Raw genomic sequence first — 25530 nt, forward strand, 5'->3', positions numbered from 1 at the left:
GCACGATGTCTGCACTGGATGGTCCGAAGCAGGCGCGGCTTCTGCTGAAGGAGAAGCTCGACGTCGCTCACAACATGCTGGTTTCCGGTGATGATCTCGAGGACGCGCACGATCTGCTCGACGCGGCGTTCTGGGAGATCGACGAGGCCGTTGCTCTGCATGACGATGACCTGACTCACTTCGAGGATGGCTCTCCGGTGAAGGTGACCGTGGAGATTCCTAGCGAGTTCGTGTCGGACTTCTACCCGCGGATACACGGTGACTTCGCCGCGTGGAAAGCGGAGTGGGAGGCGCACCGCCGACCGCGCCTCTATCCGGTTGAAACCTCATGAGGCGTCGGCGGAGAGCCCGTTCGCGGGCGGGCTCGTCGATCACGCTCGAAGGGTCCGGTGTGTATGTCGATGTCCATCTCGAAATAGGATCGCTTGGAGAACTGTCGCGGTCGCAGCGCGTTGCCCTGTGGGATCTCGCGATCGCCGAAACGAAGTTTATCTTTGCGAAGTACCGGAAGCCGGGCTACATCTTCCCGACGTGGGTCGGCGGGGTCGGGGCGCATTTCACCGCGCTTCGTGCCCGCGAGCAGCTCGTTCTCGACGCGATCGACTCGATAGAAACCGGGGCCAGATTCGCCTACGGCCCCATCAAGACGGGCATGTCGCCGTGCCCAGTAACGGCGATGCCCCGCGTCGAGTAGCAGCTCGGCGCGGGGCACATTATTCAGCACATCTTTGGAAGGACTGAACAAGTGAATGCTATCAACAACCACATTAACAGCACCGAGGTGTTGGAGGCACTTGAACGGGTGCGCGCCACCGCCGGGACCGGCGCCGACAATGTTGGCGACACCGAACTTCTCGAACTTGCGCAAGCGGTCCGAGTGGCCCACTTCGTACATGGTGTCGCCGAGGACGTCCTCGTACGTGAGTGTGGCCTGGATCCGACCATCGTCGCTAACGCAGTCAGCGGCTTGACCGTCCTCGACGCCGCGATACGGGCGTCGCACGAGCAGGGTATCGATGTGGAGAACCCGGTCACGGAGCATTCGAACTACCCGCCGAACGCGGTAGGCCTGGCGACGTTCCGGATCGACTTCGCGACACCCGAGCAGGTGAAGCCGGAGTTCTTCGCGAGCACCAAGACGTTCGAGCTCCGCCGCTACCGCATCGCGGTGTCGCCCGTGGAACGCCGCATCGTCGTGACGGCCTACGTTCTCGCGAACGACTGGGGCGTGTCGCTCGAGGCCAACCGCAAGGACGCGATGAAACACGTCGCCGAACTCATCGCGGGGACAGCAAACTTCGATGGCTGGTGCTTCGAGGACGAGGCCTGGTCGACGACAGTGAGCGAATGGGGACCCGCGTTCGTGTGCGAACGTGCAGCCTGCGTGCGCCTGGGCGAGTGGGCGCCCCAGGAATCGTTCATGCTGCAGGAGCACGTCTGCCAGGCAGAACCCACGCCCCACATGATCGATTCCAGCGTGGACGTCGACTACAACGAGTCGACAGGCACATGGGACGTGAGCGTCGCTGCGTGGAACTCCCTGTCCGTCGACCAGGCCCGCGCGGGCCATGCCGCGATCGGTCAGGCGATGGAACTTGCGGCACGACTCAATGGGGCCGACCCGTCCAAAGGGCTCGCCCGGAGCATCCGAGACTCGGTACCGGCGGCCGTGCCATTGAGGTTCGCCTGGATCGACATGGCTGACGACACAAAAGTGCGGACCTTCGACGTTGGCGACTTCTCGGGCGCGCCGATCGTCGCGGTCGACGGGAGTCGTGTCGTTGTCACGAACTACGCCGAGGACCCTGACTATGTCGGTGATCCGCTCCTCACCGCTATCGCCAACCGGCTAGTCGCCGCGCTGAGCGAATTCCTGAACGAGCACGGGCCCGATGCACTCGCCGACGCACTCGATGCGCACTTCACGCCAGGGGAGGTTGCGTGATGACGACGAGAGTGATATCGGAGACGTTTCCCGCGGTGAGTGATATTGCGAAAGACATCTCCAATTACCGACCAGAAATGCGTGGTCTGGATCTCGATCGTGGACAAGAAGGTCCTTATCTCGATGAGGAACGCCGTCTCTGGATCTTCCCGACCGTGGCTTTGTGGATAGTGCCGGCGCGGAAGACGATTGTCGGCCGAACCCGAGGTTGGGGTGGCGACATGAACGTCGCGCGCGCGATCGGGCGCGTTCAAGCCGGGAACTTCACCGCGCCGCGGGGGCTTGCTGACTGGGACCGAACCAGCCTCGATGGCGACGAAGCTCTCCACATTCGTCTGATGAGGTCTCGATCGGCTGTCAGGTGCAACCGTCCGGGCTGCGTCCACACGGGCGAGTGGTTCCCCGAGGGCGACCACCTCTGCGAAGTGTCTCGTACGGCCGCAATGGTGCAGTTCGGCCTGTACATCAGCTTCGAGGAGCACCTCGGAGAGTGGCGGCTCAACGGGTTCGAGTACTCGGACTATTCCGGCGGCGACGCGCGCGAGTTCGCCCGAGCGCTTGAGGCTGCCGCAGAGGTTGCTGAACGACTCAACAAGTGGCAGGTCGCGTGAACCGCAGCATCAAGCGCCAGACGTTGCCGTCCCGCTGTGCCCGTTGCAATCGGTGGGCACGGCGGGACCGCTCAGACGCGTGGAACGTGACGCTCGCCACCCTCGCCGTTCCAATCCGTACGTCTGAGCGTTTGGGTCCTCCGCCCTTCGGGGTCGATCAGGCCATCAAGTACAGCCTCGACAGGAAGGAATCCCGTCATGGCAACTGTTGAGAGCGGGTTCTCGATCGTTCCCAACTGGGTTATCCGGGACAGCGAGCTCACCACCTATGAGCTGCTCGTGTACATGGCGCTCTTGAATCGAGCGAATAGTCGGGGTGAGGCGTGGCCGAGTTTGTCGTTGTTGCAGCGGGAGGCGCGGGCGTCGCGGAATTCGGTGATTCGGGCGATCAAGACCCTCACGGATCGCGGGTTGCTTGAGGTGGTTCGGAGGGTCGGTGTGGATGGTTCTCCGCAGTCGAATCTCTACCGGGTCCACTCGACTCGGGGGGTAGTGCCTCAGGGGGACGGGGTAGTGCCTGACAGGGACGGGGTAGTGCCTCAGAGGGACGGGGGTAGTGCCTCACAGGGGGGAGGTAGTGCCTCAGGGGGACCCGAAGTACTACACACAGAAGTACTACCCAGTGAAGTAGACCCACTGAAGGATCTCTCGCGCGGTGCGCTCGACGTGCCTGGCCCGACGCCGGAGCAGGTGTTCGACGAGGTGTGGCCGCGGTGGCCGCGGAAGGACAAGCGGAAGCCGGCGCTCGAGAAGTTCAAGCGGCTCGCGAAGACGGAAGACATCGAGATGATCGGCGCCGCGATCGCCCGATTCGGTGACGCCTACCGGGAGACCACCGATGCCCAGTTCGTGCCGCACCTCGTGACCTGGCTCAACCAGGGTCGCTGGGACGACGAGCTGCCACAGGCACGAGGGGGTAACGAGAAGCGCATGACGCACCTCGATGTGATCGCGCGCATGGAACGAGAGGAGGTTGATCGTGAGACCCAGCGACGCGGGGAAGCTCCTGCAATTGCTGAACTGGGGTGACGTTCGATCGATGAGCGCTCACGACTTCGAGGGCGCCTCACTGATCTGGGCCGAAGTGCTCGCGGGCATCTCGTTCGACGACGCCCGCAGAGCCGGCCAGATGCTCCTTCGAGAGCGCACGAACGAAGATCGCCGCCCCATCGTGCCCGGCGACATCCTTGACGCGCTCCGCCGGCTGGACGAGCCCACGACTCGCGTGGAGCGGGAACGACGCCGCGCGATCGAGAACGCCGAGGCCGAACGGGCCTGGGAGGAAGAGAAGGCAGCTCGGGCGCAGCACGGGGGAGAGTCCACCCTCGCCCGGCTCATGAGGGAGGAGATCGAGAAGGCGCGGGCTGCTCGCGCCGCCGAGCTCAACAGCAGCACGAAGTGAATCTGATCGATGCGGATGATGGAGGAGAAATCCATGGGCATCACAATCAGGGTGTGTCCCCAGTGCGGTGAACGGCACGCGGTGCAACGGAACGGGAGCATGTCGATCCACACCACGAAATGGGGGGAGCGGTGCGCCCCGCCGGAACGAACTGAGAGAAGCTACGGCACCGGCTACGACCCGTCGTTCCGAATCGTGACGCAGATGGTCGGGGGTGGACATCCTGGGCTCGGGCGACGTCGGTAACTCGGGCACGGGTGACGTCCTGTCGCCGCTGCTCGCAATCCTGACCGGCCCACACCGGGAGGAGACCGAGGTGCTCGACCCGGTCACGAACCGGCGCGAGACCGTCAAAGGAATCCGCGCAGGCCTCCTGGACGAGCTGCAGAGTGAGATCGCGATCGGCATGCAACAAGGCACGGGATCTGCGTTCGGTTCGAGAATCCTCGTCGCAGCAGGCCCGATGGACTTGTCGGAGCGAATATCCGGGGACCTGACCCGCGACTTGATCCGCCTCTCCACGCGCATCCGCTTTGGCCCACTGTCGGACACCTGCCGGCAGTGGGCCGAAGCGTTCCGTGCCTCGCACCCGACAGCGGGGGAGGTGGCGGAATGGACTGCGACCCTCGAGTCGTGGATCGAAGACATCAACATGATGCTGCAGCCACCGACGGAGCGAGAGGTCACCGATCCGTGCCCAATCTGCGCAGGCGAGAAGGTCGTGACCGAAGACTCGGTTGCGCCGGCGGTGGTGCTCAGGTACCTGCAGTCGCGACCCATCGAGTCGGCCGAGCTCGTGTGCCACTGGTGCGGTCCGATCGCCAAGGGCGTGAACGCGATCGCCGCGACACTCCGCATCTCGAGTAACGCATCGTGACCTGGCAAAGTGATAGGCTGTAGGCACTTGGCATTCGTGCGCCCAGAATCGGAACGCCGAAGCTAGCGAAAGGCCCCGTCGACCTGACGGGGCCTTTCGTGTTTCCAGGTGTAGCCCAATCATCTGCGGTTGCGAGCGAGATTGATGGCCGGGCTCGCGCTTGGCGCGCGATACTGGTGTCATGCTCGATGGCACCTGCGCGTACTGCGCCAACCGCGTTCACTTCACTGCCCACTTTGGGCGCGTGGTCGAAGCTCCAGATCAACCCGATAATGATATGGGGCAGCAATTGCTTCGTGTTGAGCTCGCGACGACGTGTGACAACTGCGGGCGCATGAACTGCGTGCTAGGGGACGCGAGAATCCAGCGCGGGCATTACAGCGCGGGTTCGGACATCGACGGCAGGGCCGCAAAGTCGATCGGAGGCAGTATGACGAATCTGTCGTTTGCCCCACCCCTCCTTCAGCCTGCCGTGACCGAATTCCTTCCGGGCGGTGTTGCGGGATATCTGACCGAGGCGCATCACGCGTCGAGTATCGGCGCCTATCGTGCTGTGCTACTGCTTGTGCGCAGCACGATCGAGGCAACGGCTAAGTCGAAGGGCGTCCGCAGTGGGTCGCTGTTCGACAAGATCGACGCGATGGCGGATCAGGGAATGATCCGTTCCGGCACCAAAGAGATGGCGCACCTGCTGCGCGTGCTGGGTAACGACATGGCGCACGGTGACATCGACGAGGTGCCCTCGCAGGAAGACGCCGAGGATGCCTTGACTGTCCTGAGGTTCGTTCTAGATGACGTATTCGTCGCTGACGCACGGCGCGCGGACATGTACGCTCGGCGCCGTCCAGCGTCGGTCAACCCTGCCGACGCTTGAACCAATCGACACGCGGCACTTATCGGAAGCCATGCTCGAGGCGGTGAACATGAAGCCGGTTCCTCTACCTCGTTGATCGCGCCGGATACGTGCGCCCAAATCTCAAGCGAACGCCCCGCAGGCCAAGAGCCGCGGGGCGTTCGTCATGCCTGGACCGGCCTCGCGTTCCCAGACGGCAGACCCCTGACTCTCGCGCTGCGACTGATCGGGGACGCGAGGCCCACGCTCACCGAAGACTAGGAGCCCCGACATGACCGACACCGGCACTACCCGCATCCGCATCGGCGCGAGCCTCGAGATCAACGGCGCCCCGATCGGCGCCCAGCTCGGCACGGTCATGTCGGTTCGGTCAGCGGGCGAATCGAAGATCGTGCAGGTCGAGCTCATCGCAGACGACGTCGAGATCGCCATCGACGAGGTTCCCGACACGACTTTCCTCAACCTGCAGGGCGGCGCGTCACTCACGGTGATCGATGTCTGACCCGTACGACGCGTGGCGGTGCAGCCTATGCGGCACCACATTCGTCGTGCCGTCCCTCGCGCGCCACTGCGAGCAGAAGCACGGGGAGCCGTGACCCCATGGGATGGGAGACCAGCAACCGCCGCGCCTCCCTCCCTCGTGAGTGGCACAAGCTCCGAGCCCAAGCCAAGAAGCGCGCGGGCGGGCAGTGCGAGCGCATCACCGCAGGCACCCGGTGTCGCCGGCAGGGGACGGACCTCCACCACGCAGGGGGAAGGGGTAGTCACAACCTGGGGGATCTCGAGTGGCTGTGCCGTACCCACCATGACGCCGAGACGCAGAAGCAAGCGAAGGCTGCGCAGCACGCCAAGTGGGTAGATGCCAAGAGGCGCACCCCTGAGCGGCACCCCGGCGCACCAGCCGACGCGCTTCCGTGGTTGCGATGACGAGACACGACCCGCTCAACACGACACACCGACGCGACACGACCCGCCGACGGCCGGACCAGGGCGAGCCCGAGCCGAGGTCGAGCGAGTGATCGACGAGCGAGGGGGAGCCCCCCTCGCGCCGTCTGAAAAGCCGTCGGGCTTAGCAGACATCCGAACGCATGCATTTTCGCTCTGTTTTTCGACTGGGCCCCTGGTCGATCCGGGGGCGTGGTACCCGATCGTGACGACAGGTCGTCACGGCAGGAAGGGGGGCGCGTCATGGCGCAGAAACGCAAGGCCCCGCCCGGGCTGTCGGCGGCGGCGCAGAAGGTGTGGCGCGAGACGCTGCAGGTCTACGACCTCGACGAGCACGAGTATCCGACGCTCGAGGCCGCGTGCCGCGAATTGACCCTCGTCGCCCGAATCGAGGATGTGCTCAAGGATTCCAAGCTGATCGTGCGCGGGTCGATGGGCCAGGAGGTCGCGAATCCGCTGCTCGCGGAGGTTCGCCAGCACCGCGCCGCGTACATCGCTTTCATGAAGGCGCTGAGGCTGCCCGAGGGCGAGCAGGCGGAGGAATCGCCGAGGACTGAGGCAGCGCGCAAGGCTGCCCAGGCCCGGTGGAATCGTGGCGCGTAGGCGCCGTGCTGCTGCGCATGACGATAGCCGGGAGATCCGCCGCTACTACCAGGAGCTTCTTTCGGAGCCGTGGGTGTCGCCGGCCACGGAGTTCCCGGCGACGGCGATCGGCCCGACGTGGCAGACCGACCACGCCGGCCGGTTCATCCTCCCCGAGCACTCCATCGGATGGGACGGTCTCGTCTGGGCCGGGCAACGGCTGCAGCTCAAGGCCGGCGAGCCGTGGCGGTTCACGGCCGAGCAGGCACGTTGGTGGCTGTGGTGGTACGCGGTCGACGAGCGCGGCGAGTTCGTCTACGGACGGCAGGCGTGGCTTCAGCGACTCAAGGGGTGGGGCAAGGACCCGCTCGCGGCGGTCGTGCTCGCGAACGAGCTCGTCGGCGTTTCTCGCTTCGGTGGTTTCCGCCGGGGCGCGCCGTACGCGGTCGAAGAGCCGGACGCGTGGGTGCAGGTCCTCGCGGTCACGCAGCGTCAGACGAAGAACACCATGCGTGTGTTCCCTCGCCTGTTCACGGAGGAAGCGAAGCGCGAGTACGGGCTGCAGGTCAACAAGGAGCAGATCTACGCGCTCGGTGACACGCGGTTCCTCGAGGCGCTGACATCGAATCCGGAGCCCATCGAGGGCGCCCGGACGACGGCCGTGCTCGGCAACGAGATGCAGTACTGGCGTGCCCAGAACGGCGGGCACGCCATGTTCGACGCGGTCGAGGGCAACCTGATGAAGAACCCGAACGGGGCCCGCTTCCTCGGCATCGCAAACGCGTTTCAGCCTGGCCGCGACTCGATCCTCGAACGCACCCGGCTCGCCATGGACGCGTCACTCGCGCGGCCGGACGAGGTCAGCTTCGACGGGATCATGTACGACTCGCTTGAGGCGCACCCGAAGGTGCGGCTTACCGGCGATGCGGCGGCAGACACGATCGAGCGCGTTGTCGAGTCGGTGCGTGGTGATGCGGTGTGGCTAAAGCCGGCCCGCATCCGCGCGTCGGTGATGGACCCGAAGAACCCGGTGTCGGAGTCTCGCCGGAAGTGGTTCAACCAGATCGTCGCGGCCGAAGACGCATGGATGGACCCGTTCACGTGGGACTCGAACGGCGACGCGTCGCTGCGCCTCGAGCCTCGCGACGAGGTCGTCCTGTTCTTCGACGGGTCGAAGTCCGACGACGCGACGGTCCTCGTGGCCTGTCGCGTCGCCGACGGGGCACTGTTCCCGCTGGGACTGTGGGTCGCGCCGCCGAAGGCTCGCCGAGGCGAGTGGACCGCGCCCCGCGGGGTCGTGTCGCAGCGCGTGCGGCAGGCGTTCAAGGACTACCGGGTCGTCGGGTTCTTCGCGGACCCGTCGCACACCCGCGAGGACGGCACCGCCGACTTGTACTGGAAGGCGACGGTCGACAAGTGGCACCAGGACTTCCACTCGAAGCTCCTCATCTGGGCTCGGCCGGGCCGTGACGGGCACTCCATCGAGTTCGATATGTCGAACCGGCACGTGGAGGGCGCCCGATTCGTCGAGGCCGCCGAGCTGTTCGTCGAGGAAGCGGACCAGGGCAACGTGCCGCATCCGGCGCACGCCGAGCTGTCCCGGCACGTGAAGAACGCGCGCCGATTCCCCACACAGCACGGCGTCTCGCTCATGAAGGACGGGCGCGAGTCGCCCCGGAAGATCGACCTCGCGGTCGCAGCAGTCGGTGCGCGCATGGTGCGCCGCCAAGTCATGAACCTCGCTACGAAGCGGGGTCAAGGAAGGGGCGGCGTGTGGTGATGAAGCAGGCTTCGGTCATCGAGCTCGCGCACGACGTGCTCATCCCGCAGCTGAACCGGGAGCGCGATGCGCAGATCGTGTTCGACGCGTGGGCGAAGGGCGACCACGTGAAGGCGTACAAGCCTCGCGAAGCGTCCACCGAGTATGAAGGGCTCCGCGAGAAGGCAATCACGCCCCTCATCGGGCTCGTGATCCGCATCCTGGCGCAGTCGATCGAGATGCGGGACTACATCCCCGGCATCGAGTCGACGAAAGACGACCTGATGGATGTATGGCGTCGGAACGCGATGGGCATGCGGCAGAAGCGTCTCTACCGGGCCGTGTTCCGGGGCGGCGTCGCGTATTCCACGCTACTGCCGGGCGACCCGGTGCCGGTGTCGAAAATCTACTCGGCGAAAAACGCTCTCGCGGTCTATCAGGACCCGGAAGCCGATCACTGGCCCGAGTTCGGCATCATCCGCGAGACCGCGTCAAACAAGAAGTCGCACTTCCTCGTGATCGATGGCGACGCGGTGTACCGCATTGAGGGCGGCCACGACGGGGAAGACCTCAAGTACATCGAGGAGCAGGCCCACGACGTCGGGCTGCCTCCTATCGTGCGGTTCACGGGCGAGATGGACGACGAGGGGTCGGCGGAGGGTGAGGTTGAGCGCCTCATCCCCATCCAGGGATCCATCGATCAGGCGAAGTTCGACCTCCTCATGACGCAGACCTTCGCGTCGTGGAAGATCCGCGTGCTCACGGGCATGCAAAAGCCGGGAACTCAGGAAGAGGCGCAGCAGCAGAAGCTGGTGCTCGAGCGGGACCGACTGCTCATCCTCGAGGGCGAGCAGTCGAAAGCGTTCACGCTCGATGGCACGGATCTCGAGGGGTACATCAAGGCCGGGACGGCGTCGAAGCAGGACCTAGCGTCGGTGGCTCAGATCGCGCAGAAGGCGATCGTCGGCTCGCAGTCGAACACGTCGGACGGCGCCGAGGCGCAGGCTGCCGAGGAGTGGTCGACGCAGCGGAAGATCAAGGATTACGAGGAGTCGTTCGCGGCCTCGTGGGGCCAGTGGTTCCGTCTCGCCGGCCTCGAGCAGGGGATCGCCAACGCGTGGGACGACTACGCGGGCGTGTGTGACTGGCGCGACTCGACGATCCGGTCCATGTCGCAGATGGCCGATGCGCTCGGCAAGATCGCGTCGCAGCTCGGCGTGCCGAAGCAGGAGCTGTGGGACCTCATCCCCGATATTTCGCCGGATCAGGTGCGTCGGTGGAAGGAAGTGCTCGCCAACGACCCGTACCGGCAGATGCTGGAAGGGCTTGGCGATGACGATCCTTTCGCTGACGGATAGCTTCAGGCGCGAGCAAGCGCGTGTCGCGGCACGGACAACGGCGCGCCTTGCCGGCGTGTTCCCGGCACTGAATCTGTCGGCGATCGACGCGTCGGCGCCGGCTTGGCTGCAGGCTGCGGTGCCGATCGTTCAGCGCGGCCACCGGGAGTCCGTTGACGTTGCTGCCGAGTACTACGCCCGGTTCCGCAACGAGGGCGCCGGGTCAGGGCTCATCACGATCGTGCCGGACCGCTTGCAGGTGCCGGCGGTGGCGACGTCGCTCGAGGTGCTCGGGCCAATGCGTGCGAAGCACCTGCTGTCGCAGGGCGAGCGATTCGAGGATGTCGCGCGAGCGGTGTTCTCGGCGTCGTCAGGCGCGGCGACACGTCACGCACTGTCGGGGGCGCGCCGCACGTTCGAGCGGACAGCTCGCGCGTCTGGCGAGTCGCAATTGCTCCGTCGAGTGGCACAGCCCGGCGCATGCCCAATCTGCCGATTCCACGCAATGCGGAACACGAGCAGGCGCATCTCGGAGGGCGTGCCGATCCCGGCCGCACCGCAGTTTCACGACCACTGCAAATGCAGCTACGCGCTCGTACCCGACGACGGCGCGCTCGGCGAGGACTACGAAACGTTCCTGGCCGAGTCCCGCGAGATGTATCAGGTGGCGCTCGGCAATCTCACCGAGCAGGACCGCCCCCACACGGCCAAGAACGTGACGCGGGAGATGCACCGGTTGAACTACCTGGCCAAGACGGGCAGGCCGTTCGACGTATAGACCTCGGCGCCCAGAGGGTGGGCGCCGGCAACCCCTCAAGGAAGGGAACCCAATGGAGAACGAAGACCAGTCGAGTGACGGTCAGCAGGAAGAGCAGCCAGACATCGACGAGCAGCCCACCGAGGATGCCGACGACGACGAGGCTGGCGACGAGGGTGAGCAGGACGACGACGCGGGCTTCGATGGCCCGTTCGACGCGAAGCGAGCCCGACGCGCAATCGACAAGGCGCGCGCCGACCGCAAGCAGGCCGCGCAGCGCGCTACCGACGCCGAGAAGAGCGCGAAGGAGATGCAGCGAGAGAACCTGCAGCTCAAGGTCGCGATGAAGCTCGGCGTACCCGCATCGCTCGCATCGCGCCTCAACGGCGACGACTTCGACGCGATGGTCGAGGACGCATCAACGCTCCTCGACGAGCTCGGCATCGGCAAGCCCGAGACGCAGCAACCGAAGCCCCGACTTCGGGGCGGGGCACGCCCCAACCAGGACCCCGACCGCTCCGCGAAAGACATCGTCTCCGAAGCGCTCGGGCAGTAACCACAGGTTCGCCGCCTGGCGGCCTGAATTCTCACGAAAGAGAGGACCGCCATGGCGGCAAACGTTTGGCAGAAGGCACAGAAGTTCGCGGGCACCGCCCTCGATCTGCTGCGCCGCGAAGTGAAGCTCCCCGGCCTGTTCACGTGGAAGTTCACGAAGGCCGATTTCACCGGCGCGGCCGGTGACACGGTCATGGTGAAGCGACCCCCGGTGCTCGTCGCCCGTGACAAGGGGTGGCGCAACCAGGACGCGATCGTGGTCGACCGTCTCGTGCAGACGAAGATCCCCGTCGTGCTCGACCAGCACCCGTACTCGGCTGTCGCGATCGGCGCCGAAGAGCGCACGCTCGACGAGGTCGATTACGTGCGGGACGTGCAGAAGCCGCAGGTCGACGCGATGGTCGACTACTTCGAGCGCGCCATCGTGAAGCCCCTGCGTGGCGCAGACTTCACGATGGAGGTCGCCTACGACCCGGAGGGTACCGGCCGGGTCGCGGACGCCCGCAAGGTCGCGCTGCGTGCCCGGAAGCTGTTCCAGGACGCGCACGTGCCCACGAGCGGCCGCTACTGGCTGGTCGGCTCGTCGGTGGCCGAGTCGATCTCGTCGACGGACCAGCTGCTCGAGGTCGACAAGGCCGGAATCCCGGAGGCGCTGCGCGATGGCGTCGTTGGACGCCTCGCCGGCTTCACGATCATCGAGGTGGACGCGCTCGGCGAGGACGAGTCGTACTTCGTGCACTCGTCGGCGCTCGCGATCGCGGTCGTCGCCCCCACGCCGCCCATCTCGAACGTGAAGAGCGGAGCGGTCGCCGCGGGCAACGGTCTCGCGGTCACCCAGATCTGGGACTACGACGGTGACCACCTCACGGACCGTTCGGTCGTGCACGCCTTCGTCGGCGCCTCGCTCGTCACCGACCCGGAGGTCAACGAGGACGGCTCGCTCGTGCTCGGCAACAACGACGAGCCGCAGCTCGAGTTCCGTCGCGCCATCAAGGTGCAGTACGGGGCAGCCGAGGCCGCCGCGGCCGCCGATGCCGGCGCAGCGTCGACGTACACGCTCGCCGTGACGGGCTCGCCCACGGGCGGCACGTACACGCTCGAGGTCGACGGCACCGAGACGGAAGAGCTGCCCCACAACGCCACGAACGCTGTGATCGCTTCGGCGCTCAACGGCGTCGAGGGCGTCTCGGGCGCGCAGGTCTCGGGCACGAGCCCGAAGACGCTCACCTTCAGCGAGGGCGTCACCGTCGAGGTCGGCACGGTCTCCTTCGAGGGCGGCACCGACCCGAACGTGACGGTCACCGCCGCGTAGTAACCAGCAGGGGCACCCGGCCACGCTCGGGTGCCCCTGCTCACACCCCGGGAGGGTTCTCATGGCCGGTGCGCCACTCGCGGACCACGAACAGATCTCCGCATGGCTTGGCCTGTCCGCGCCGGCGCCGGGCTCACCCGAGTCCGAGAGGGCGGCCACCGTCGTGTCGGTCATCTCTGATCTCGCACGCGGCGAAGCCCGGCGACCGGACTGGACGCTCGAAACCGTGCCAGAACAGGTGTCGGCCATCGTGCTGATGGTGGCAGCGTCGGCGTACGTCAACCCGGACGGGAAGACGTCGGTCACGACGGAGGAAGTCACTCGTCGGTGGGAGCGCGGAGAGCTTTTCTCAGCGTCACAGATTGCGACACTGCGGGCGTGCCGGCCGGGGAGCTCGGGCGGCATCTCGACGATCCAGTACGGGCCGTCGTGGGAGACACGGAGCATCTGGGCGCCCACATCAAACGGAGGGCCGGTGCATCTCTATGACGGCCGCGGGTATTGACCTTCTGATGGGGCGCATCGAGGCGGAGAGCATGCTCACCGACCACTGCGTCATCACGCGCACGACCGACACCGAAGAGTTCAACGAGACCACGGGCCGCTACGAGCACGTCACCGTCACCGTCTACGAAGGCCCATGCTCCCTGCGGGAGCGCGGCCAGGACGTGCGCGAGGTGTTCGTCGCGGGTCAGGCGCAAGACGAGGGCAGCTTCCTGCTGAAGCTCCCCGTCGAGTCATCCACTGCCGTGCGCGGCAACGATGTCGCGCTCATCACGCTGTCGGAGTACGACCCGGACATGCAGGGGCGGACGTTTCGTGTGAAGGCGCATCGCGCGCTCACGCATTCCACGCTGCGCCGGCTGCCTGTTGAGGAGGTGACCCCGGGATGAGCATCGAGTTCGACTTCTCTGAGGTGGGGCACCTCGCCGCCAACCTCGACCGGGTGCCCGGCAGGGCCGCACCGAACGTGCGGAAGGCGGTCGAGGTCACGGCGCGCAAGGTCAAGGACGATGCGCGCGACAACACGAAGGGCATGAAGCAGCTTCGCGGCATTCCGCCCGCCATCGACTACGACATGCGCGCCGAGCGAGACTCGATCGGCGCCGACATCGGGTTCCGTCGCGACGTCGCACAGGGCGCGCTCGGCAACTTCATCGAGTACGGGTCGAAGTATTTCCCGGCCCGTGGCCCCCTCGCGCATGCGCTGCATGAGAACGAGGAAGACTTCGTGCGCGGCCTCGGTATCGCTATCGCCGACGCGATCGAGGATGCCCTGTGAGCTCGTTCGCCGAGATGCAGGCGTTCGCGGACCTCATCACTGACGTCGACGTGTACCTTTTCGAGGCGCCGGGCGAGGCGACCGAGTACGTACTGTTGCTCGGCGGCGCGACGTTCGACGTGCAGGAGCGACTCACGGGATCCCGTGGACCGCGAGACGTGACGGTAGTGGCGCATGCCATCGCGCCTCGTCCGCGCGAAGCACAGTGGGTCGCCGACCAAGTCGACGGCGCAGTACGCCCCGCAGGGGTCGGCGTCATCCCGCTCGTCGAGGGGCGCGAGTGCGACCCGATCCAACGCGACGCCGCGCTTGGCCCCGAGCGCGACGACACCGGAGCCCCGTACTGGGACGCGATCCAGGAGTACTCATTCCGATCGCGACCCGCCTAACCCCACCACAACACGAGCCCCCACCCCGGGGGCTTTTCTCATTTCAGGAGGAACCGTGAGCCATCACGACACCGTTGAACGGGTAAAGGTGGAGGGGCCAAACGGGCCGTTCCATGTGCACCCGGATCTCGTCAAGAAGTTCCCCGACCGCTACGTGCCGGTCGGGTCGAAGCGGCCGACACCGGCCTCGAGCACCGCCACCAGCGGCAAGAAGGAGGCCTAGTCATGGGCATCAACACTGGCCGCCCGGAGCGCGGCATCCGCGGGTCGGACCGCTATCTCATTCTCGCTGTCCCGGCTACAGCGATCGAGGACCCCTCAGCCATCACGGTGACCGAGCTCGAGGCCGAGACCGCGATCGATGTCACGTACTCCTTCACGAGCGACGGCTACAACCGCTCGCCCTCGGAGGAAACCGTCAACGACGACCGGCTCACGCTCGGCCAGTCACTGACGGAACGCGGACGCCGCACGGACACGCTGCAGACCACGATCGTCGCATCCGGCGAGGAATCGGTCGCCGACAACGCGTTCATCGAGGACGAGGAGTTCTACCACGTGCACCGCCCGTACGTGCCCCACGACGAGCCCCTCGCTGCGGGACAGGAGTACGACGCGATCCCGGTCCGCGTGGGCATGAAGGTCCGCAACATCCCTGTCGGCAACGCGATGCAGACGAAGACGATCACCTGGCATCACTTCGATCAGCCGATCGAGGGCAAGGCCCTCGTCGCGTAGTCATTCACTCTCCGGGCGGGGTCACCCCACCACGCCCCGCCCGGAGTCTCCTTCAGTGGTGGGGAACAGTGGTGGGGAGACTTCTCAATGTCCATTCTTGGAAACAAGCTCAAAACAGTCAGCCGTGCATTCAAGGACGTAACGGTGCTGCTCGACCGTGCGCGTCTCGCTGAACGCGAGGCGCTGATGAAAGCGGTGACGGACGCGCGCCGTTCCGTCCCCGAAGAAGCCGAAGAGATGCGGATGGGCGAGAACCCCGAGGCCGCTGTCGAAGAGGCCATGAAGGCGGTGCGCGAGTTCGAGGAAGAACTGCACGACTCGGTGCTCACGATCCGCGTGTTCGAGATGCCGTCCGCGCAGTGGCAGCAGATCCTCGCGAAGAACCCGCTCCCTGCGAAGGGTGAGCGGCTGCCCGAGGACAACGCGAACGGCTTCTCAGTGCTCGGTGCGGCGATCGACGCCGTCGAGGCCACGGGGCGCGTGGTCGACGGGGACACCGTCGACGAACCGTCCGCGGCCGAATGGCGCGAGTTCTGGGAGAACATCAACCGTGGCGACCTGATTCGGCTCGGGACGGCCGTCGTGTCACTCAATGAGGGCGACGGATCGCGCGCCATGTACGGGAGAGCAAAAAAAGCCTAGAGGCGTCAGCAGGCGCGCCCCTCCCAGGCCTGCACGCCGACGTCGGAGCGGCGATCGCGCTCGGCGTGTCGCCGTCGCGATTCTGGGGACGGGAACCGTCGTGGCGCCTCGAGCGCGACGAGGCCGGCTGGCGCATCGATCGTGAGCCCGAGTTCGACGACATGGATCGAGCGATGATCGTGGCCTATCGGGCGATCGAGGCGGAAACCACTGAGAACGGCTTCAAGCGATGGGAAGAATCGACGCCACTGGCAGACCCAGACAACCCGGAGGCGACGCACGAGTTCATTGCGCTCGAACCGCAAATCAACTTCGCGAACCGTGCCCGCGAGCGAGCGCACCGGCAGTGGCGGGAAGCGTACAAAGAGTCACCGGATCAGCTCGACGGCGTGTTCATCCCCGTCGTGAAACGGGACCTAACTGCCGTCGAATGAGTAGCCGAGGTCGCCGCAGAACTCCATGATCGCCAAGCCGTCGGATTCCACATTCGATGTGTCGATGGTCTCGTTGGCTGCGCCTTCGAAGAATATCGAGCCCAGCGTGTACATCGGCGCGTTGTACAACTCGAGGAGCGACACGAGTTCGTCGGACGCCTTCTCTTCGTTGCGCTGCATGTCGCCGATGAGAACGCGCAACTCGGATTGATCGATTCCGTTGCCTGATGGGTCGGCGGCAAGAGATTTCCAGATCGCCGCTGAAGTGACAAGCATCTCGCCGCCGATGTAGGCGTCGCACACCTCGAGGTCCTTCTCCGGGTCGCTGAAAGAGCCGGCCGAGTGATCCGTGTCCGTCGTGGCACATCCCGCCAGCGCGAGCAGCGCGACAGCTAGGGGGGCGATTCGTCGCATGCCCTGCATCCTAGGAGGTCTCGGTGGCTGACAAGAGCGTCAAGGTCTCGCTGATCGCGGACGTGCAGAACTATCTGCGCGGCATGGACGAGGCGTCGCGCAAGACGCGCGAGGCCGAGCGGGCAGCACAGGACACGTCGCGCGCGATGGCGTCGCAGACGCAGGCGATGCAGCAGGTCGGCCGGGGGGCGCTCGTCCTCGGCGGTCTCATCGCCGTCGGAGTGGGCGCCGCGGTGAAGGCGTACGCCGACTATGACCAGGCGATGTCGCAGGTGCAGGCGGCGACGGGTGAGACCGCCGGCAACATGGAGCTCCTGTCCGAGGCCGCGATCCAGGCAGGCATGGACACGGCCTATTCGGCGGTCGAAGCGGCCGACGGTATCGAGAACCTGGCGAAGGCGGGCGTCTCGACGGCCGACATCCTGGCGGGCGGCCTCACGGGCGCGCTCGACCTTGCCGCGGCGGGCAGCATATCCGTCGCATCGGCTGCGGAGACCGCGGCGTCGACCATGACGCAGTTCGGTCTTGCCGGCAGCGACGTGGCTCACATTGCCGACCTGCTTTCGTCGGCCGCGAACAACGCCCAGGGTGGCGTCTCAGACCTCTCGGGCGCGCTGAACCAGTCGGGTCTCGTCGCGGCGCAGATGGGCGCCTCGCTCGAAGAGACCGTCGGAACGCTCGCGGCCTTCGCGTCGGCTGGACTCATCGGCTCCGATGCGGGTACGTCGTTCCGGTCGATGCTGCTGCGCCTCGCGAACCCCACCGGCGAAGCCGCCACTCTCATGGAAGAGCTCGGCATCTCGGCATATGACGCGTCTGGCGAGTTCGTCGGCATGGCCAACCTCGCAGGCTCGCTGGAGGAGGCACTCGGCACCCTCACGGCAGAGCAGCGCAACGCGGCTCTGGCGACGATCTTCGGACAGGACGCGATCCGTGGCGCCAACATCCTCTACAACGAGGGCCGCGCGGGTATCGAGCAGTGGACCGAGACCGTTGACGACTCGGGTGCTGCAGCGGAGACCGCGGCGGCGCGCCTCGACAACCTGAATGGTGACCTGCAGATCCTCGGGGGCTCGTGGGACACGCTTCTGATCAAGATGGGCGCATCAGCGGATGGGCCGTTGCGGGGTCTCGTCCAGAACGCCACCGAAGCGGTCAATGCGTTTTCATCAATGGACCCTGCGATACAGGGGACCGTACTCGGGCTGGGCGCGATCACGGCGGGGGTGCTGCTGGTCGGCGGGACCATGCTGATTGCCATTCCGCAGATCGCGGCGTTTCGCACCGCGCTTGCGACGCTCGGTTTCACTGCCGACTCCGCCCGGGGGGCGCTTGGTCGCCTTTCGGCTCGAGCCGGCGGCGCATTTGTTCTGGCCGGTCAGGCTGCATTTGCAGCAGCGCCGCTCATCGGCGTCGTCGTTGATCGTCTCGTCGCGGCTTCGAACGCTGCGGCGCGTGCGCAGGAGGCATTTACGGCTGCGGCTGGCGCGAGCGATGTGCTTGCGGCGTCGCATCAGAAGTGGGCCGACACTCAGGGCGACAACTTCTTCGGCCTGTTCGCCGGCGCGGATCAGGATGCCGAGTCAATCGCGCGGCTGGTCGGTGGGCTTGACGATGCGGCTGCCGCAGCAGCTGCCTACTACGACGTGCAGAACCGCGGCTCGTGGGACACGTGGAACGCGGACCTCAACGAGCAGATATCGATGCTCAACCAGCTCGGGAAGAACCTTGCCGAGCTGGCCGAGTACGACAGTCCTGCCGCCGCGCAAGCGTTCCAGCTCATGGCGGAGAGTCTTCATGGTGGGGATGAGGCGCTCGTCAACCTGCTCGATTCCATGCCTGTGTACCGGGCGCAGCTCGCAGAGCAGGCCGATGGCCTGGGGATCGTTGAGGGCGAGGCGGACACCTACGAGGAGTCTCTCGCGCTTGCGCAGATGGCACTCGAGGAAGCGAACACTGCCGGAGAGAACTTCGCGGACGCACTGTCGGAACAGTCCGCGGCGGCGGATGACACGTCGGGGGCGATTGAGTCGCTCGCAGATGCGCTTCGTGACTACAACTCGGTGCTGTACGACTCGATCAATGCCGAGATGGACTACTACGCGGCGGTAGACGCCGCGACGGCCGCGATTGAGGCGAACGGGCAGTCGCTCGACCTGACGACCGAGGCCGGACGCGCCAACATGGCGGCGCTCTTGGATCTCGGGCAGTCGTCGCGTGACTACGCGGCCCAGGTCTACGAGACCACGGGCAGCGTCGAAGACATGACCGCTGCATTGCAGAACGGTTGGCAGCAGGTCTACGACACTGCGATCGCGATGGGTGAATCCCACGACGATGCCGTCCAATACGCCGACGACCTCAACGGCATCCCGGAAGAGATCGCAACAGAGATCATCGCGAACACCCAGCCTGCCCAGGATGCGGTTGACAGTTGGATCGAGAACAACAACGGCCGTTGGATCCGTGTATATGCATACACGGAGTGGGTGACGCCGAGCACACCGGATGGTGAAGTGCCTCGTCGCGCGGCTGGTGGCGCCATCTGGGGTGCGGGCCCGAAGGGCGTCGACTCGGTGCCCGCTGTCCTCGCACCCGGCGAGCACGTGCTGACGGCGCAAGAGGTCGACCTGATGGGCGGCCAGGGTGCCGTGTACGCGTGGCGCGCCGCGATGCGCGCCGGTGTTCCCGCGTTCGCGCAGGGCGGCGCCGTCGGCCCGCAGTACCCGGTCATCACGAACCAGTACGGGCGCGGTGACGTGACTGTGACGGTGCCCATCGACGCCCGCGGCATGCCGTCCGTAGACGCGATCGCGACGCGCGCTGCGCACAAGGTCGCGGATGTCTTTCGCTCGTCGTAGAGGAGGCCGTGGTGCCAGATAGTGACGTGCTCGTGAGAATCGGCGGTCTCGAGTTTTCCGGGCAAGGAACGCACAGGACGCGCACGGGATTCTTCATCCGCGACCAGGGGCTCACTGGATGGCACGACGGAGTTTCGTTCCGGTCGGACCGTACGGGCCTTCTCGCTCGGCCCGGCACGCTGGTGGGGAACGTGCAGCCGGAGGGCCGGGTGATACCGCTCGCCGGGCCGGCGATTGCTTCCTCACAGCCGGAGCTGCTCGCGATGCGAGATCAGTTCCGAGAGCTCTTCCGTACAGGAACGGAGCGCATCGAGGTTCAGCATTCCGGGCGCACCGAGTGGTGTGATGTCGAGCGCCTCGAGCAGCCCGAGTTCTCGCCGCTGTACTACCTGAATCGGGCGAACTACCGGCTCGCGATGTACGCCCCCGACCCATTCATCTTCGGTACGGCGCGCCGCTACACGGGCACGGGACAGTCGCTGGCGGTGTCGCATCGTGGCTCGTGGGATGCGGCCCCGACGGTCACGGTGCGCGCTGCGACTGCGATGACGTCTGGTTACGGTCTGCGGCTCCTTGATGGGTCGGAGACGCGCGGCTTCTTGCGGGTCAATTCGGCCGGCGCGGGGGTGCGGCATGTGATCCGCCCGGACCTGATGGAGGTCCGCACCACGTCGGGCGCTCTCCTCATCGGTGCGTTGCATTCGGGTGAGCCCTGGTCCGTGCCGCCGAACGGTGAGTTCACGGTGCGGGTCGAACCAGTCACGGGGACCGGCGTCGTCGAGTCCATGCAGATCGTCGACACCTACCTCTAGGAGGCCGTATGTGGTCGTGGTGGCTGGTGGAGACACATTCCGGGAAGCGTCGCGTGCCGGTGGAGGTGATGGCACCGTCATGGGGCCGTCAGTACAACGGCAAGCCGCGCTCGTCGGCGACGATCTCGACGGAGCGGTGGACGGCGGAAGATGCTCGTGACCTGCTCGAGCCGTTCTACGTGTCGCTGGTGCCGCATTGGGATGGACAGCCGGTGTGCTACGCGCCGGTCGTGAAGACATCGAAAGCCGGCGCGGATCTCGTGCAACTCGACTGCGAGGACATCCTGACGCTGGCCGATGACCGGTTCACGCACTTCGTGCAGGACTACGGGCAGGCGCCGTTCACGATCACGAACCGCTCACCCACGGGTGCGCTACTTCGGGTTATCCGGCACGCGGTCTCTGGGTACGCGGACCCGCGCCGGAACCTGCCGCTGAGCGGTGGCGGCACCGAAACATCTGGGTCGGTGTCGAGATCGATCCCGCAGCACGAGCTGCAGACCATCGGATCGATCATCCGCGAGCTGCAGGACAGCGAGGGCGCGCCCTCGGTCGAGCTGCAGCCGATTCTCGAGGCCGACGGCTCGATCGGCCTGCGCCCCACATTCGGACCACAGCCGATCGCTTCGGTGGTGGCCGAGTACATAGTGCCGGCGGGCCGTGAGGTCGTGTCGTGGTCGTGGCAGATCGACGCGGTGAAGCAGATCACGGGTGTCGTGGTGGCCGGCGAGGGGTCGGGACAGGACATGCTCACCGGCCGTCTCGCGCACGTCTCACCGTCCTATCGGGGCCCGTACCGGCACACGACTATCCCGATGAAGCTCGTGTCGAATCAGGCGCAGCTGAACCAGCACGCCCGCGCCTATCGGGACGCGCACGACAAGCCGACGACGCAGTTCTCGCTCACGGTGCGCATCGGGCAGATCACTCCGACCGTGCGACTGGGGAGCGTGATCCGGGTGTACCCCATCGGCGAGAAGCTGCTCGAGCAGCGCTGGTACCAGTGCGTGGTCATCGGCGTCTCAGGTGACGGCACGAAGAACGTCCATCTGGAACTGCAGGAGGCGCGATGAGGCTCGACAATCTTGACGATTTCCGAGCCGCGATCCTCGAGATCGCGGCTCGCCTGCAGGCGCTCGAGCACGGCACGCCGCAGAACCACATGACCGTCACGGGCGACATCACAATGCGTGACGGCGGGACGATGCACGCGGGGGCCTATGTGGTCGACTCGTCGGGCATCGTGATGCCGTATCAGGGGGGCAAGAGATCGGTGGAGTCCGTCGCGGACTCCCTGTCGACACGGATCGAGAACACCGCGGAGGTGGCGTGGTCGGCGTATGACGGCGCCGCGTACGCGCAGACGCGCGCGACGCAGGGCATCAACGCGGCGGCGGCGGCGCAGTCGACCGCGAACGGGGCGGCGTCCGCGGCCGCGTCCGCGAACCAAAACGCGACGAACGCGTGGAACCGCGCCGGCACGGCGATATCGAACGCTGCCACGGCGCAGTCAACCGCGAACAGTGCCGCGTCGGCGGCGAGCACCGCGCAGAGCGGCGTCAACAACCTGACCAACCGGGTGAACGAGCTTCGTGCGGAACTCAACCGGCTGATCGTGTGGGCGCGCGGTGGCGGCTACCCAGGCACCACCGTGCCGTGATCCGAAAGGCAGACGCATGGCTCTCTGGCATGGCACGGTGCAGCAACTCACGGGGGCGGCGCTCCCCTCGAACCGGCGCCCGCTGGTGCGGTTCCGCCCGTCGGGGCCGGCATCGATCTCGTCCGGGCTGCTCACGACTGCGGTCGTCGAGGTCGAGCCCGCAACCGACGGCTCATTCGAAGTCGAGCTCGCGGACTTCACGTCGGCGCGGCCGGCCGTGTGGCTGACGGTCGAGGTCGCGTGGTTCGACGAGGTAACGACCGCGGACGGCAAACGCCGCATGGTCGGCGTCGATGTGATGCCGTGGCGATTCATCCCAGCCGCGTGGGGCGGAGACATCGGCGACGCGATCGACGCGTCTCCGGCGGCATGGGACGTGTGGGTGTGGCCGACGCCGCACGCGAATCGGAACCGACTCTGGCTCGATACCACGAATGGCCGACTGAAGAGATGGGTGTGACATGGCTTGGGTAACGATCGCCGACCTGAAAGGGCTCGGTTTCGCGAATCCGCGCATCGTCAATGACGCACTCGTGGTCGACCTGATGGACGGGAACACGCTGCAGCAGGCGGGCGCCGTCGTCGGCGATGTCCGTGGCCGTCAGGGCGACCGCGGAATTCAGGGCATCCAGGGCATCCAGGGCGTGAAGGGCGACCGGGGGTTCAAGGGTCTCGGCCTCGCGAACGCGCGCGTCGAGGGTGACCTGCTCGTCATCGACGTCATGGATGGCGACACGAAGACGGGCGAGCTCACCGCCGGGAACGTGCGCGGCCCGCAAGGTCTGAAGGGCGACAAGGGCGACAAGGGCGACACGGGCTCGGCGTCGGTCGCGATCAACGACGACCAGACGGGCACGGAGACGACCTGGTCGTCGTCAAAGATCGGCGCCACGGTGCAGACGGCGAACACGACGCTGGGGCAGCAGATCTCGACGTTGCTGGCGCAGAAGGCGGCGCTGCAGCACAAGCACACCGCCGCTGACCTCGACTCGGGCGTGCTCGACCCGGCCCGAATCCCGGCCGCCACGGCATCCGCTCGTGGTGGCCTGCCCATCGCGACGGAGGGCGAGGCGAGGGCGGGCACGGTCAACACGAAGGGCATGACGCCGCTCACGGTGAAGCAGGCGATCGATGCGCTCGTGCCCGCCCCGCCGGTGGCGTCAGAGACGGTCGCGGGTGTCTCCCAGCGCGCAACCCCGGCGCAGGTGCTAGCGGGCGCGGACGCGGCCCGGCATGTGGTGCCGGCGACGCTGGCCGGGGCTCTGGCGCCGATTCGCGTCGACGCTGGTGACGCGCCGATGCTCTGGCATGACTTCGCGGGCAACACGACGCCCCCGAACGCGGTGCAGTCGGGCCAGTCGCTCGGGTATCTCCCCGTCGGCGGCAACCTGTCCGGCGCGGGAGCGTTCACCGTCGCGGACGGGATGCTCGACCTCGCTACGCCGCCGCTTGGCGGTGGGGCGCAGTGGGGATACGTCGAGGCGGACCTCGGCGCGCCCGTGCAACGGCAGGGGGTCGAGTTCGTGTGGGACACGCGAAACGGCACGCTCACCGACCCGGGCATGGCCGCGCTGATCCCGTGGAACCAGCCTGGGATCGTGGCCGGCGGTAACGGGCAGACGACTGGCCTGCATCTCATCTTCTACTCGTCCGGCACGGTGCTCGCGCAGTACCGGCCCACGACCGGCGCCGCGATGACGACGATGGCGACCTGGTCGATCCCGGCCATGTCCACCGATGCGTCGAGTGTTCACCGGGTCGAGTGGTGGCGGTCGGGTGACGAGGTCATCATCTCGGTCGACGGCCGCGACCTGATCCTGAAGAACGCGAACCTGCGTGCCGGCCCGGGTGAGTCGTTCGCCTGCTGGGAGCCGTACCCGGAGTCCGGCCGTGCCCGGTTCCGGATGCGACGCATCTGGGCTGATGGCGGGCGGGATGTGCCCGGGGCGCGTCGGTTCGGTCAGCGTCGCTCGGAGGCGCTCTCGAAGCCGGTGTGGCGTCGTGTCCCCGGGACTGGGGCGGAGATTTCCGGCACCGCGAACTATGTGGGCTTGCCGAACGCGACGCTCCAAACGTCCGCTGGCGACAGTGGGCGTCTCCTGGTCACGACGCGCTGCTTCATCAAGCGCGGCTCAGCCTCTGGCATGGGCCGTATGCGGGTGGCGTGGACAGCGGACACCGTGAACTGGAATGCGGGCCCTGCCGTCCACCTGTCAGCGGCGGCGGACACGAACGGGTCCACACACACGCCGACGTTCATCGTCGACGGGCTTCCGCCGCTCGTGCCGGTGATTCTGCGGGTCGAGGTGTCAGACCAGGCCGGCATCACGACCTGGGTGATGGGTGACCCGGGGTCGGCGAGGGACTTGCTCATCACGGCCGCCCCGATTGGTTGACGACTTCATCCCTGAGGAGGGCTCCATGGCTGAACTGCCGGCCAACCTGAAGTACTCGACGGTCGTCGGGAACGTGCTCGCCGTGGCCCCTGACGGGGATGACGTGGGCACGCTCCCGGACGCGGAGGTGCTGCATGGCGTGACGGTGACGCTCGACCCGGTGAGGTCTGTGTGGGCGCCGGACACGGAGTCGAACACGCTGCTGTTGCTTAGGTCCTACACGCTCACCTCGGGCATGGACGGCACCCTCACCAACGCGCACACGGGGCTTCCGGGCGTGCAGGTGGTGTCCTCGGAGGAACTGGGCGGCATCCCATACCGAGTCACGGTCAACGCGAAAGAGAACGGCGTACCGAAGTGGTCCGGTTACCTGCATGCGCCGGCCGGGGAGACGGTCGACATCACGGATGCCGTGGTGGATGCGCCGGGCGGCACGTCGCTGCCGGAGTGGGTGAAGCTCCGCAATGAGACCGCCGCGCTCATCAAGACGATCCCTACCAAGGCCACCGAGGCGGTGGACGCGGCGGTCGTCGCGTGGACGGCGAGCCTTACCGGGACGGCGACACGCACGATCGGGGCGTCGGCGGGCACGGTGTCGCTCGAGAAGGTCGGCACGCGCGTCATCGCCGCGGTCACGGGCCTGACGAAAGCGGGCACGGTCGAGCACGTCGCCACCCTCCCGGCCGCATTCCAGCCCGCGCACACGCAGGGGCACGGGTGGCTTGCCGACGGCGCGGGCGCGTGGTGGCCGGCGCACGTCACCTCGACGCAGCTCATCGTGCTCGGCCCGCCACCCGCGGGCACGGTCTTGACCGGTTCTCTGACCTGGAAGGCGGCATCGTGACGCACCCGGCTCTCTCTCTCTCTCTCTCTCTCTCTCTCTCTCTCTCTCTCTCTCTCTCTCTCTCTCTCTCTCTGCGGTGTTCTGTGTGGGCGCGCCCCCGGCTCGCGCGCCGCCCCCCGCCAC

Annotated in this window: 31 protein-coding genes and 1 pseudogene; 31 read left to right on the forward strand and 1 reads right to left on the reverse strand. The window is 66.5% G+C overall.

Features of this window, described 5'->3' with window-relative positions; all coding sequences use genetic code 11:
• The first annotated feature begins 5 nt into the window (after nt 1-5).
• The 24 genes and pseudogenes from F8O04_RS12035 to F8O04_RS12140 all read left to right on the forward strand — a co-directional run bounded on the left by F8O04_RS12035 (nt 6) and on the right by F8O04_RS12140 (nt 16420).
• Nucleotides 6-332: a hypothetical protein gene (locus tag F8O04_RS12035; RefSeq protein WP_158029601.1), complete on the forward strand. Its 327-nt coding sequence runs from the start codon at nt 6-8 to the stop codon at nt 330-332.
• 59 nt (nt 333-391) lie between these two features.
• Nucleotides 392-694 carry a hypothetical protein gene (locus F8O04_RS12040; RefSeq protein ID WP_158029602.1) on the forward strand — a complete coding sequence of 101 codons (303 nt, stop codon included), beginning with the start codon at nt 392-394 and terminating at the stop codon, nt 692-694.
• A gap of 51 nt (nt 695-745) precedes the next feature.
• Nucleotides 746-1945 carry a hypothetical protein gene (locus F8O04_RS12045; RefSeq protein WP_158029603.1) on the forward strand — a complete coding sequence of 400 codons (1200 nt, stop codon included), beginning with the start codon at nt 746-748 and terminating at the stop codon, nt 1943-1945.
• Complete coding sequence (locus F8O04_RS12050) at nt 1945-2556, forward strand: hypothetical protein (RefSeq protein ID WP_158029604.1); 612 nt, start codon at nt 1945-1947, stop codon at nt 2554-2556. Before F8O04_RS12045 ends, F8O04_RS12050 begins: the two co-directional genes overlap by 1 nt.
• A 198-nt stretch (nt 2557-2754) precedes the next feature.
• Nucleotides 2755-2961, forward strand: a pseudogene (locus F8O04_RS15305) (helix-turn-helix domain-containing protein); the annotation flags it as partial.
• A 261-nt stretch (nt 2962-3222) separates the two neighbouring features.
• Entirely contained in the window at nt 3223-3585 is a 363-nt protein-coding gene (locus F8O04_RS15120) for a hypothetical protein (protein WP_225735045.1), read from the forward strand.
• The gene (locus F8O04_RS12060) at nt 3536-3958 is read left to right on the forward strand and encodes a hypothetical protein (protein ID WP_188726482.1); all 423 of its coding nucleotides are present in this window, start codon (nt 3536-3538) and stop codon (nt 3956-3958) included. The genes F8O04_RS15120 and F8O04_RS12060 overlap by 50 nt, the downstream gene beginning before the upstream one ends.
• Nucleotides 3959-4172: 214 nt before the next feature.
• Nucleotides 4173-4835 (forward strand): hypothetical protein, encoded by a 663-nt coding sequence (locus F8O04_RS12065; protein ID WP_158029607.1) that lies wholly within the window; start codon nt 4173-4175, stop codon nt 4833-4835.
• Nucleotides 4836-5016: 181 nt separating this feature from the next.
• Nucleotides 5017-5709 carry a DUF4145 domain-containing protein gene (locus F8O04_RS12070; protein WP_158029608.1) on the forward strand — a complete coding sequence of 231 codons (693 nt, stop codon included), beginning with the start codon at nt 5017-5019 and terminating at the stop codon, nt 5707-5709.
• Nucleotides 5710-5959: 250 nt separating this feature from the next.
• Nucleotides 5960-6190, forward strand: coding sequence for a hypothetical protein (locus tag F8O04_RS12075; RefSeq protein ID WP_158029609.1), 231 nt, complete (start codon nt 5960-5962; stop codon nt 6188-6190).
• Nucleotides 6191-6876: 686 nt separating this feature from the next.
• Nucleotides 6877-7236 (forward strand): hypothetical protein, encoded by a 360-nt coding sequence (locus F8O04_RS12080; RefSeq protein ID WP_158029610.1) that lies wholly within the window; start codon nt 6877-6879, stop codon nt 7234-7236.
• Nucleotides 7237-7309: 73 nt separating this feature from the next.
• The gene (locus F8O04_RS12085; RefSeq protein ID WP_158029611.1) at nt 7310-8995 is read left to right on the forward strand and encodes a terminase; all 1686 of its coding nucleotides are present in this window, start codon (nt 7310-7312) and stop codon (nt 8993-8995) included.
• The gene (locus tag F8O04_RS12090; RefSeq protein WP_188726430.1) at nt 8995-10332 is read left to right on the forward strand and encodes a phage portal protein; all 1338 of its coding nucleotides are present in this window, start codon (nt 8995-8997) and stop codon (nt 10330-10332) included. The genes F8O04_RS12085 and F8O04_RS12090 overlap by 1 nt, the downstream gene beginning before the upstream one ends.
• Entirely contained in the window at nt 10307-11089 is a 783-nt protein-coding gene (locus tag F8O04_RS12095; RefSeq protein ID WP_158029613.1) for a VG15 protein, read from the forward strand. Before F8O04_RS12090 ends, F8O04_RS12095 begins: the two co-directional genes overlap by 26 nt.
• A gap of 52 nt (nt 11090-11141) precedes the next feature.
• On the forward strand, nt 11142-11624 hold the full coding sequence (locus F8O04_RS12100) for a hypothetical protein (protein ID WP_158029614.1): 483 nt from the start codon (nt 11142-11144) through the stop codon (nt 11622-11624).
• Between the two features lie 51 nt (nt 11625-11675).
• On the forward strand, nt 11676-12935 hold the full coding sequence (locus tag F8O04_RS12105) for a phage capsid protein (RefSeq protein WP_158029615.1): 1260 nt from the start codon (nt 11676-11678) through the stop codon (nt 12933-12935).
• Between the two features lie 61 nt (nt 12936-12996).
• Nucleotides 12997-13440: a hypothetical protein gene (locus tag F8O04_RS12110; RefSeq protein ID WP_158029616.1), complete on the forward strand. Its 444-nt coding sequence runs from the start codon at nt 12997-12999 to the stop codon at nt 13438-13440.
• 7 nt (nt 13441-13447) lie between these two features.
• Nucleotides 13448-13828 carry a DUF6093 family protein gene (locus F8O04_RS12115; RefSeq protein ID WP_158029617.1) on the forward strand — a complete coding sequence of 127 codons (381 nt, stop codon included), beginning with the start codon at nt 13448-13450 and terminating at the stop codon, nt 13826-13828.
• A complete protein-coding gene (locus F8O04_RS12120; protein ID WP_158029618.1) occupies nt 13825-14217 on the forward strand; it encodes a hypothetical protein in 393 nt (130 codons plus the stop codon). Before F8O04_RS12115 ends, F8O04_RS12120 begins: the two co-directional genes overlap by 4 nt.
• Nucleotides 14214-14606 carry a hypothetical protein gene (locus F8O04_RS12125; RefSeq protein ID WP_158029619.1) on the forward strand — a complete coding sequence of 131 codons (393 nt, stop codon included), beginning with the start codon at nt 14214-14216 and terminating at the stop codon, nt 14604-14606. Before F8O04_RS12120 ends, F8O04_RS12125 begins: the two co-directional genes overlap by 4 nt.
• A gap of 55 nt (nt 14607-14661) precedes the next feature.
• On the forward strand, nt 14662-14829 hold the full coding sequence (locus F8O04_RS14880) for a hypothetical protein (RefSeq protein ID WP_188726431.1): 168 nt from the start codon (nt 14662-14664) through the stop codon (nt 14827-14829).
• A 2-nt stretch (nt 14830-14831) separates the two neighbouring features.
• Nucleotides 14832-15344, forward strand: coding sequence for a phage tail tube protein (locus F8O04_RS12130; protein WP_158029620.1), 513 nt, complete (start codon nt 14832-14834; stop codon nt 15342-15344).
• An 87-nt stretch (nt 15345-15431) separates the two neighbouring features.
• Nucleotides 15432-15986, forward strand: a complete 555-nt coding sequence (locus tag F8O04_RS12135; protein ID WP_158029621.1) for a hypothetical protein — start codon at nt 15432-15434, stop codon at nt 15984-15986.
• A 65-nt stretch (nt 15987-16051) separates the two neighbouring features.
• On the forward strand, nt 16052-16420 hold the full coding sequence (locus F8O04_RS12140) for a hypothetical protein (protein ID WP_158029622.1): 369 nt from the start codon (nt 16052-16054) through the stop codon (nt 16418-16420).
• Here F8O04_RS12140 and F8O04_RS12145 read toward each other — a convergent pair.
• Nucleotides 16403-16834 carry a hypothetical protein gene (locus F8O04_RS12145; RefSeq protein WP_158029623.1) on the reverse strand — a complete coding sequence of 144 codons (432 nt, stop codon included), beginning with the start codon at nt 16832-16834 and terminating at the stop codon, nt 16403-16405. The two genes, F8O04_RS12140 and F8O04_RS12145, sit on opposite strands and share 18 nt — an antisense overlap.
• Nucleotides 16835-16857: 23 nt before the next feature.
• On the opposite strand from F8O04_RS12145, the gene F8O04_RS12150 reads away from it, so the two are divergent.
• The 7 genes from F8O04_RS12150 (at nt 16858) to F8O04_RS12180 (ending at nt 25407) form a co-directional block, all read left to right on the forward strand.
• Entirely contained in the window at nt 16858-19695 is a 2838-nt protein-coding gene (locus tag F8O04_RS12150) for a phage tail tape measure protein (protein ID WP_158029624.1), read from the forward strand.
• A gap of 11 nt (nt 19696-19706) precedes the next feature.
• Nucleotides 19707-20507, forward strand: coding sequence for a hypothetical protein (locus tag F8O04_RS12155; RefSeq protein ID WP_158029625.1), 801 nt, complete (start codon nt 19707-19709; stop codon nt 20505-20507).
• Between the two features lie 68 nt (nt 20508-20575).
• Entirely contained in the window at nt 20576-21580 is a 1005-nt protein-coding gene (locus tag F8O04_RS12160) for a hypothetical protein (protein ID WP_158029626.1), read from the forward strand.
• The gene (locus F8O04_RS12165; RefSeq protein ID WP_158029627.1) at nt 21577-22167 is read left to right on the forward strand and encodes a hypothetical protein; all 591 of its coding nucleotides are present in this window, start codon (nt 21577-21579) and stop codon (nt 22165-22167) included. The genes F8O04_RS12160 and F8O04_RS12165 overlap by 4 nt, the downstream gene beginning before the upstream one ends.
• 16 nt (nt 22168-22183) lie before the next feature.
• The gene (locus tag F8O04_RS12170) at nt 22184-22627 is read left to right on the forward strand and encodes a hypothetical protein (protein WP_158029628.1); all 444 of its coding nucleotides are present in this window, start codon (nt 22184-22186) and stop codon (nt 22625-22627) included.
• A 1-nt stretch (nt 22628) separates the two neighbouring features.
• Complete coding sequence (locus F8O04_RS12175) at nt 22629-24563, forward strand: hypothetical protein (protein ID WP_158029629.1); 1935 nt, start codon at nt 22629-22631, stop codon at nt 24561-24563.
• A 25-nt stretch (nt 24564-24588) separates the two neighbouring features.
• Entirely contained in the window at nt 24589-25407 is an 819-nt protein-coding gene (locus F8O04_RS12180; RefSeq protein WP_158029630.1) for a hypothetical protein, read from the forward strand.
• The last annotated feature ends 123 nt before the right edge of the window (nt 25408-25530 follow it).

It is taken from the genome of Pseudoclavibacter endophyticus (assembly GCF_008831085.1).
Taxonomy (GTDB): Bacteria; Actinomycetota; Actinomycetes; order Actinomycetales; family Microbacteriaceae; genus Pseudoclavibacter; species Pseudoclavibacter endophyticus.

Coding starts and splice junctions, on each gene's coding strand:
- F8O04_RS12050 (WP_158029604.1), top strand. CDS start 1,945: ATGACGACGAGAGTGATATCGGAGACGTTTCCCGCGGTGAGTGATATT.
- F8O04_RS12180 (WP_158029630.1), top strand. CDS start 24,589: ATGGCTGAACTGCCGGCCAACCTGAAGTACTCGACGGTCGTCGGGAAC.
- F8O04_RS12160 (WP_158029626.1), top strand. CDS start 20,576: ATGGCACCGTCATGGGGCCGTCAGTACAACGGCAAGCCGCGCTCGTCG.
- F8O04_RS12070 (WP_158029608.1), top strand. CDS start 5,017: ATGCTCGATGGCACCTGCGCGTACTGCGCCAACCGCGTTCACTTCACT.
- F8O04_RS12165 (WP_158029627.1), top strand. CDS start 21,577: ATGAGGCTCGACAATCTTGACGATTTCCGAGCCGCGATCCTCGAGATC.
- F8O04_RS12075 (WP_158029609.1), top strand. CDS start 5,960: ATGACCGACACCGGCACTACCCGCATCCGCATCGGCGCGAGCCTCGAG.
- F8O04_RS12090 (WP_188726430.1), top strand. CDS start 8,995: ATGAAGCAGGCTTCGGTCATCGAGCTCGCGCACGACGTGCTCATCCCG.
- F8O04_RS12135 (WP_158029621.1), top strand. CDS start 15,432: ATGTCCATTCTTGGAAACAAGCTCAAAACAGTCAGCCGTGCATTCAAG.
- F8O04_RS12110 (WP_158029616.1), top strand. CDS start 12,997: ATGGCCGGTGCGCCACTCGCGGACCACGAACAGATCTCCGCATGGCTT.
- F8O04_RS12175 (WP_158029629.1), top strand. CDS start 22,629: ATGGCTTGGGTAACGATCGCCGACCTGAAAGGGCTCGGTTTCGCGAAT.
- F8O04_RS12170 (WP_158029628.1), top strand. CDS start 22,184: ATGGCTCTCTGGCATGGCACGGTGCAGCAACTCACGGGGGCGGCGCTC.
- F8O04_RS12095 (WP_158029613.1), top strand. CDS start 10,307: ATGACGATCCTTTCGCTGACGGATAGCTTCAGGCGCGAGCAAGCGCGT.
- F8O04_RS12105 (WP_158029615.1), top strand. CDS start 11,676: ATGGCGGCAAACGTTTGGCAGAAGGCACAGAAGTTCGCGGGCACCGCC.
- F8O04_RS12130 (WP_158029620.1), top strand. CDS start 14,832: ATGGGCATCAACACTGGCCGCCCGGAGCGCGGCATCCGCGGGTCGGAC.
- F8O04_RS12115 (WP_158029617.1), top strand. CDS start 13,448: ATGGGGCGCATCGAGGCGGAGAGCATGCTCACCGACCACTGCGTCATC.
- F8O04_RS12120 (WP_158029618.1), top strand. CDS start 13,825: ATGAGCATCGAGTTCGACTTCTCTGAGGTGGGGCACCTCGCCGCCAAC.
- F8O04_RS12145 (WP_158029623.1), bottom strand. CDS start 16,834: ATGCGACGAATCGCCCCCCTAGCTGTCGCGCTGCTCGCGCTGGCGGGA.
- F8O04_RS12100 (WP_158029614.1), top strand. CDS start 11,142: ATGGAGAACGAAGACCAGTCGAGTGACGGTCAGCAGGAAGAGCAGCCA.
- F8O04_RS12080 (WP_158029610.1), top strand. CDS start 6,877: ATGGCGCAGAAACGCAAGGCCCCGCCCGGGCTGTCGGCGGCGGCGCAG.
- F8O04_RS12035 (WP_158029601.1), top strand. CDS start 6: ATGTCTGCACTGGATGGTCCGAAGCAGGCGCGGCTTCTGCTGAAGGAG.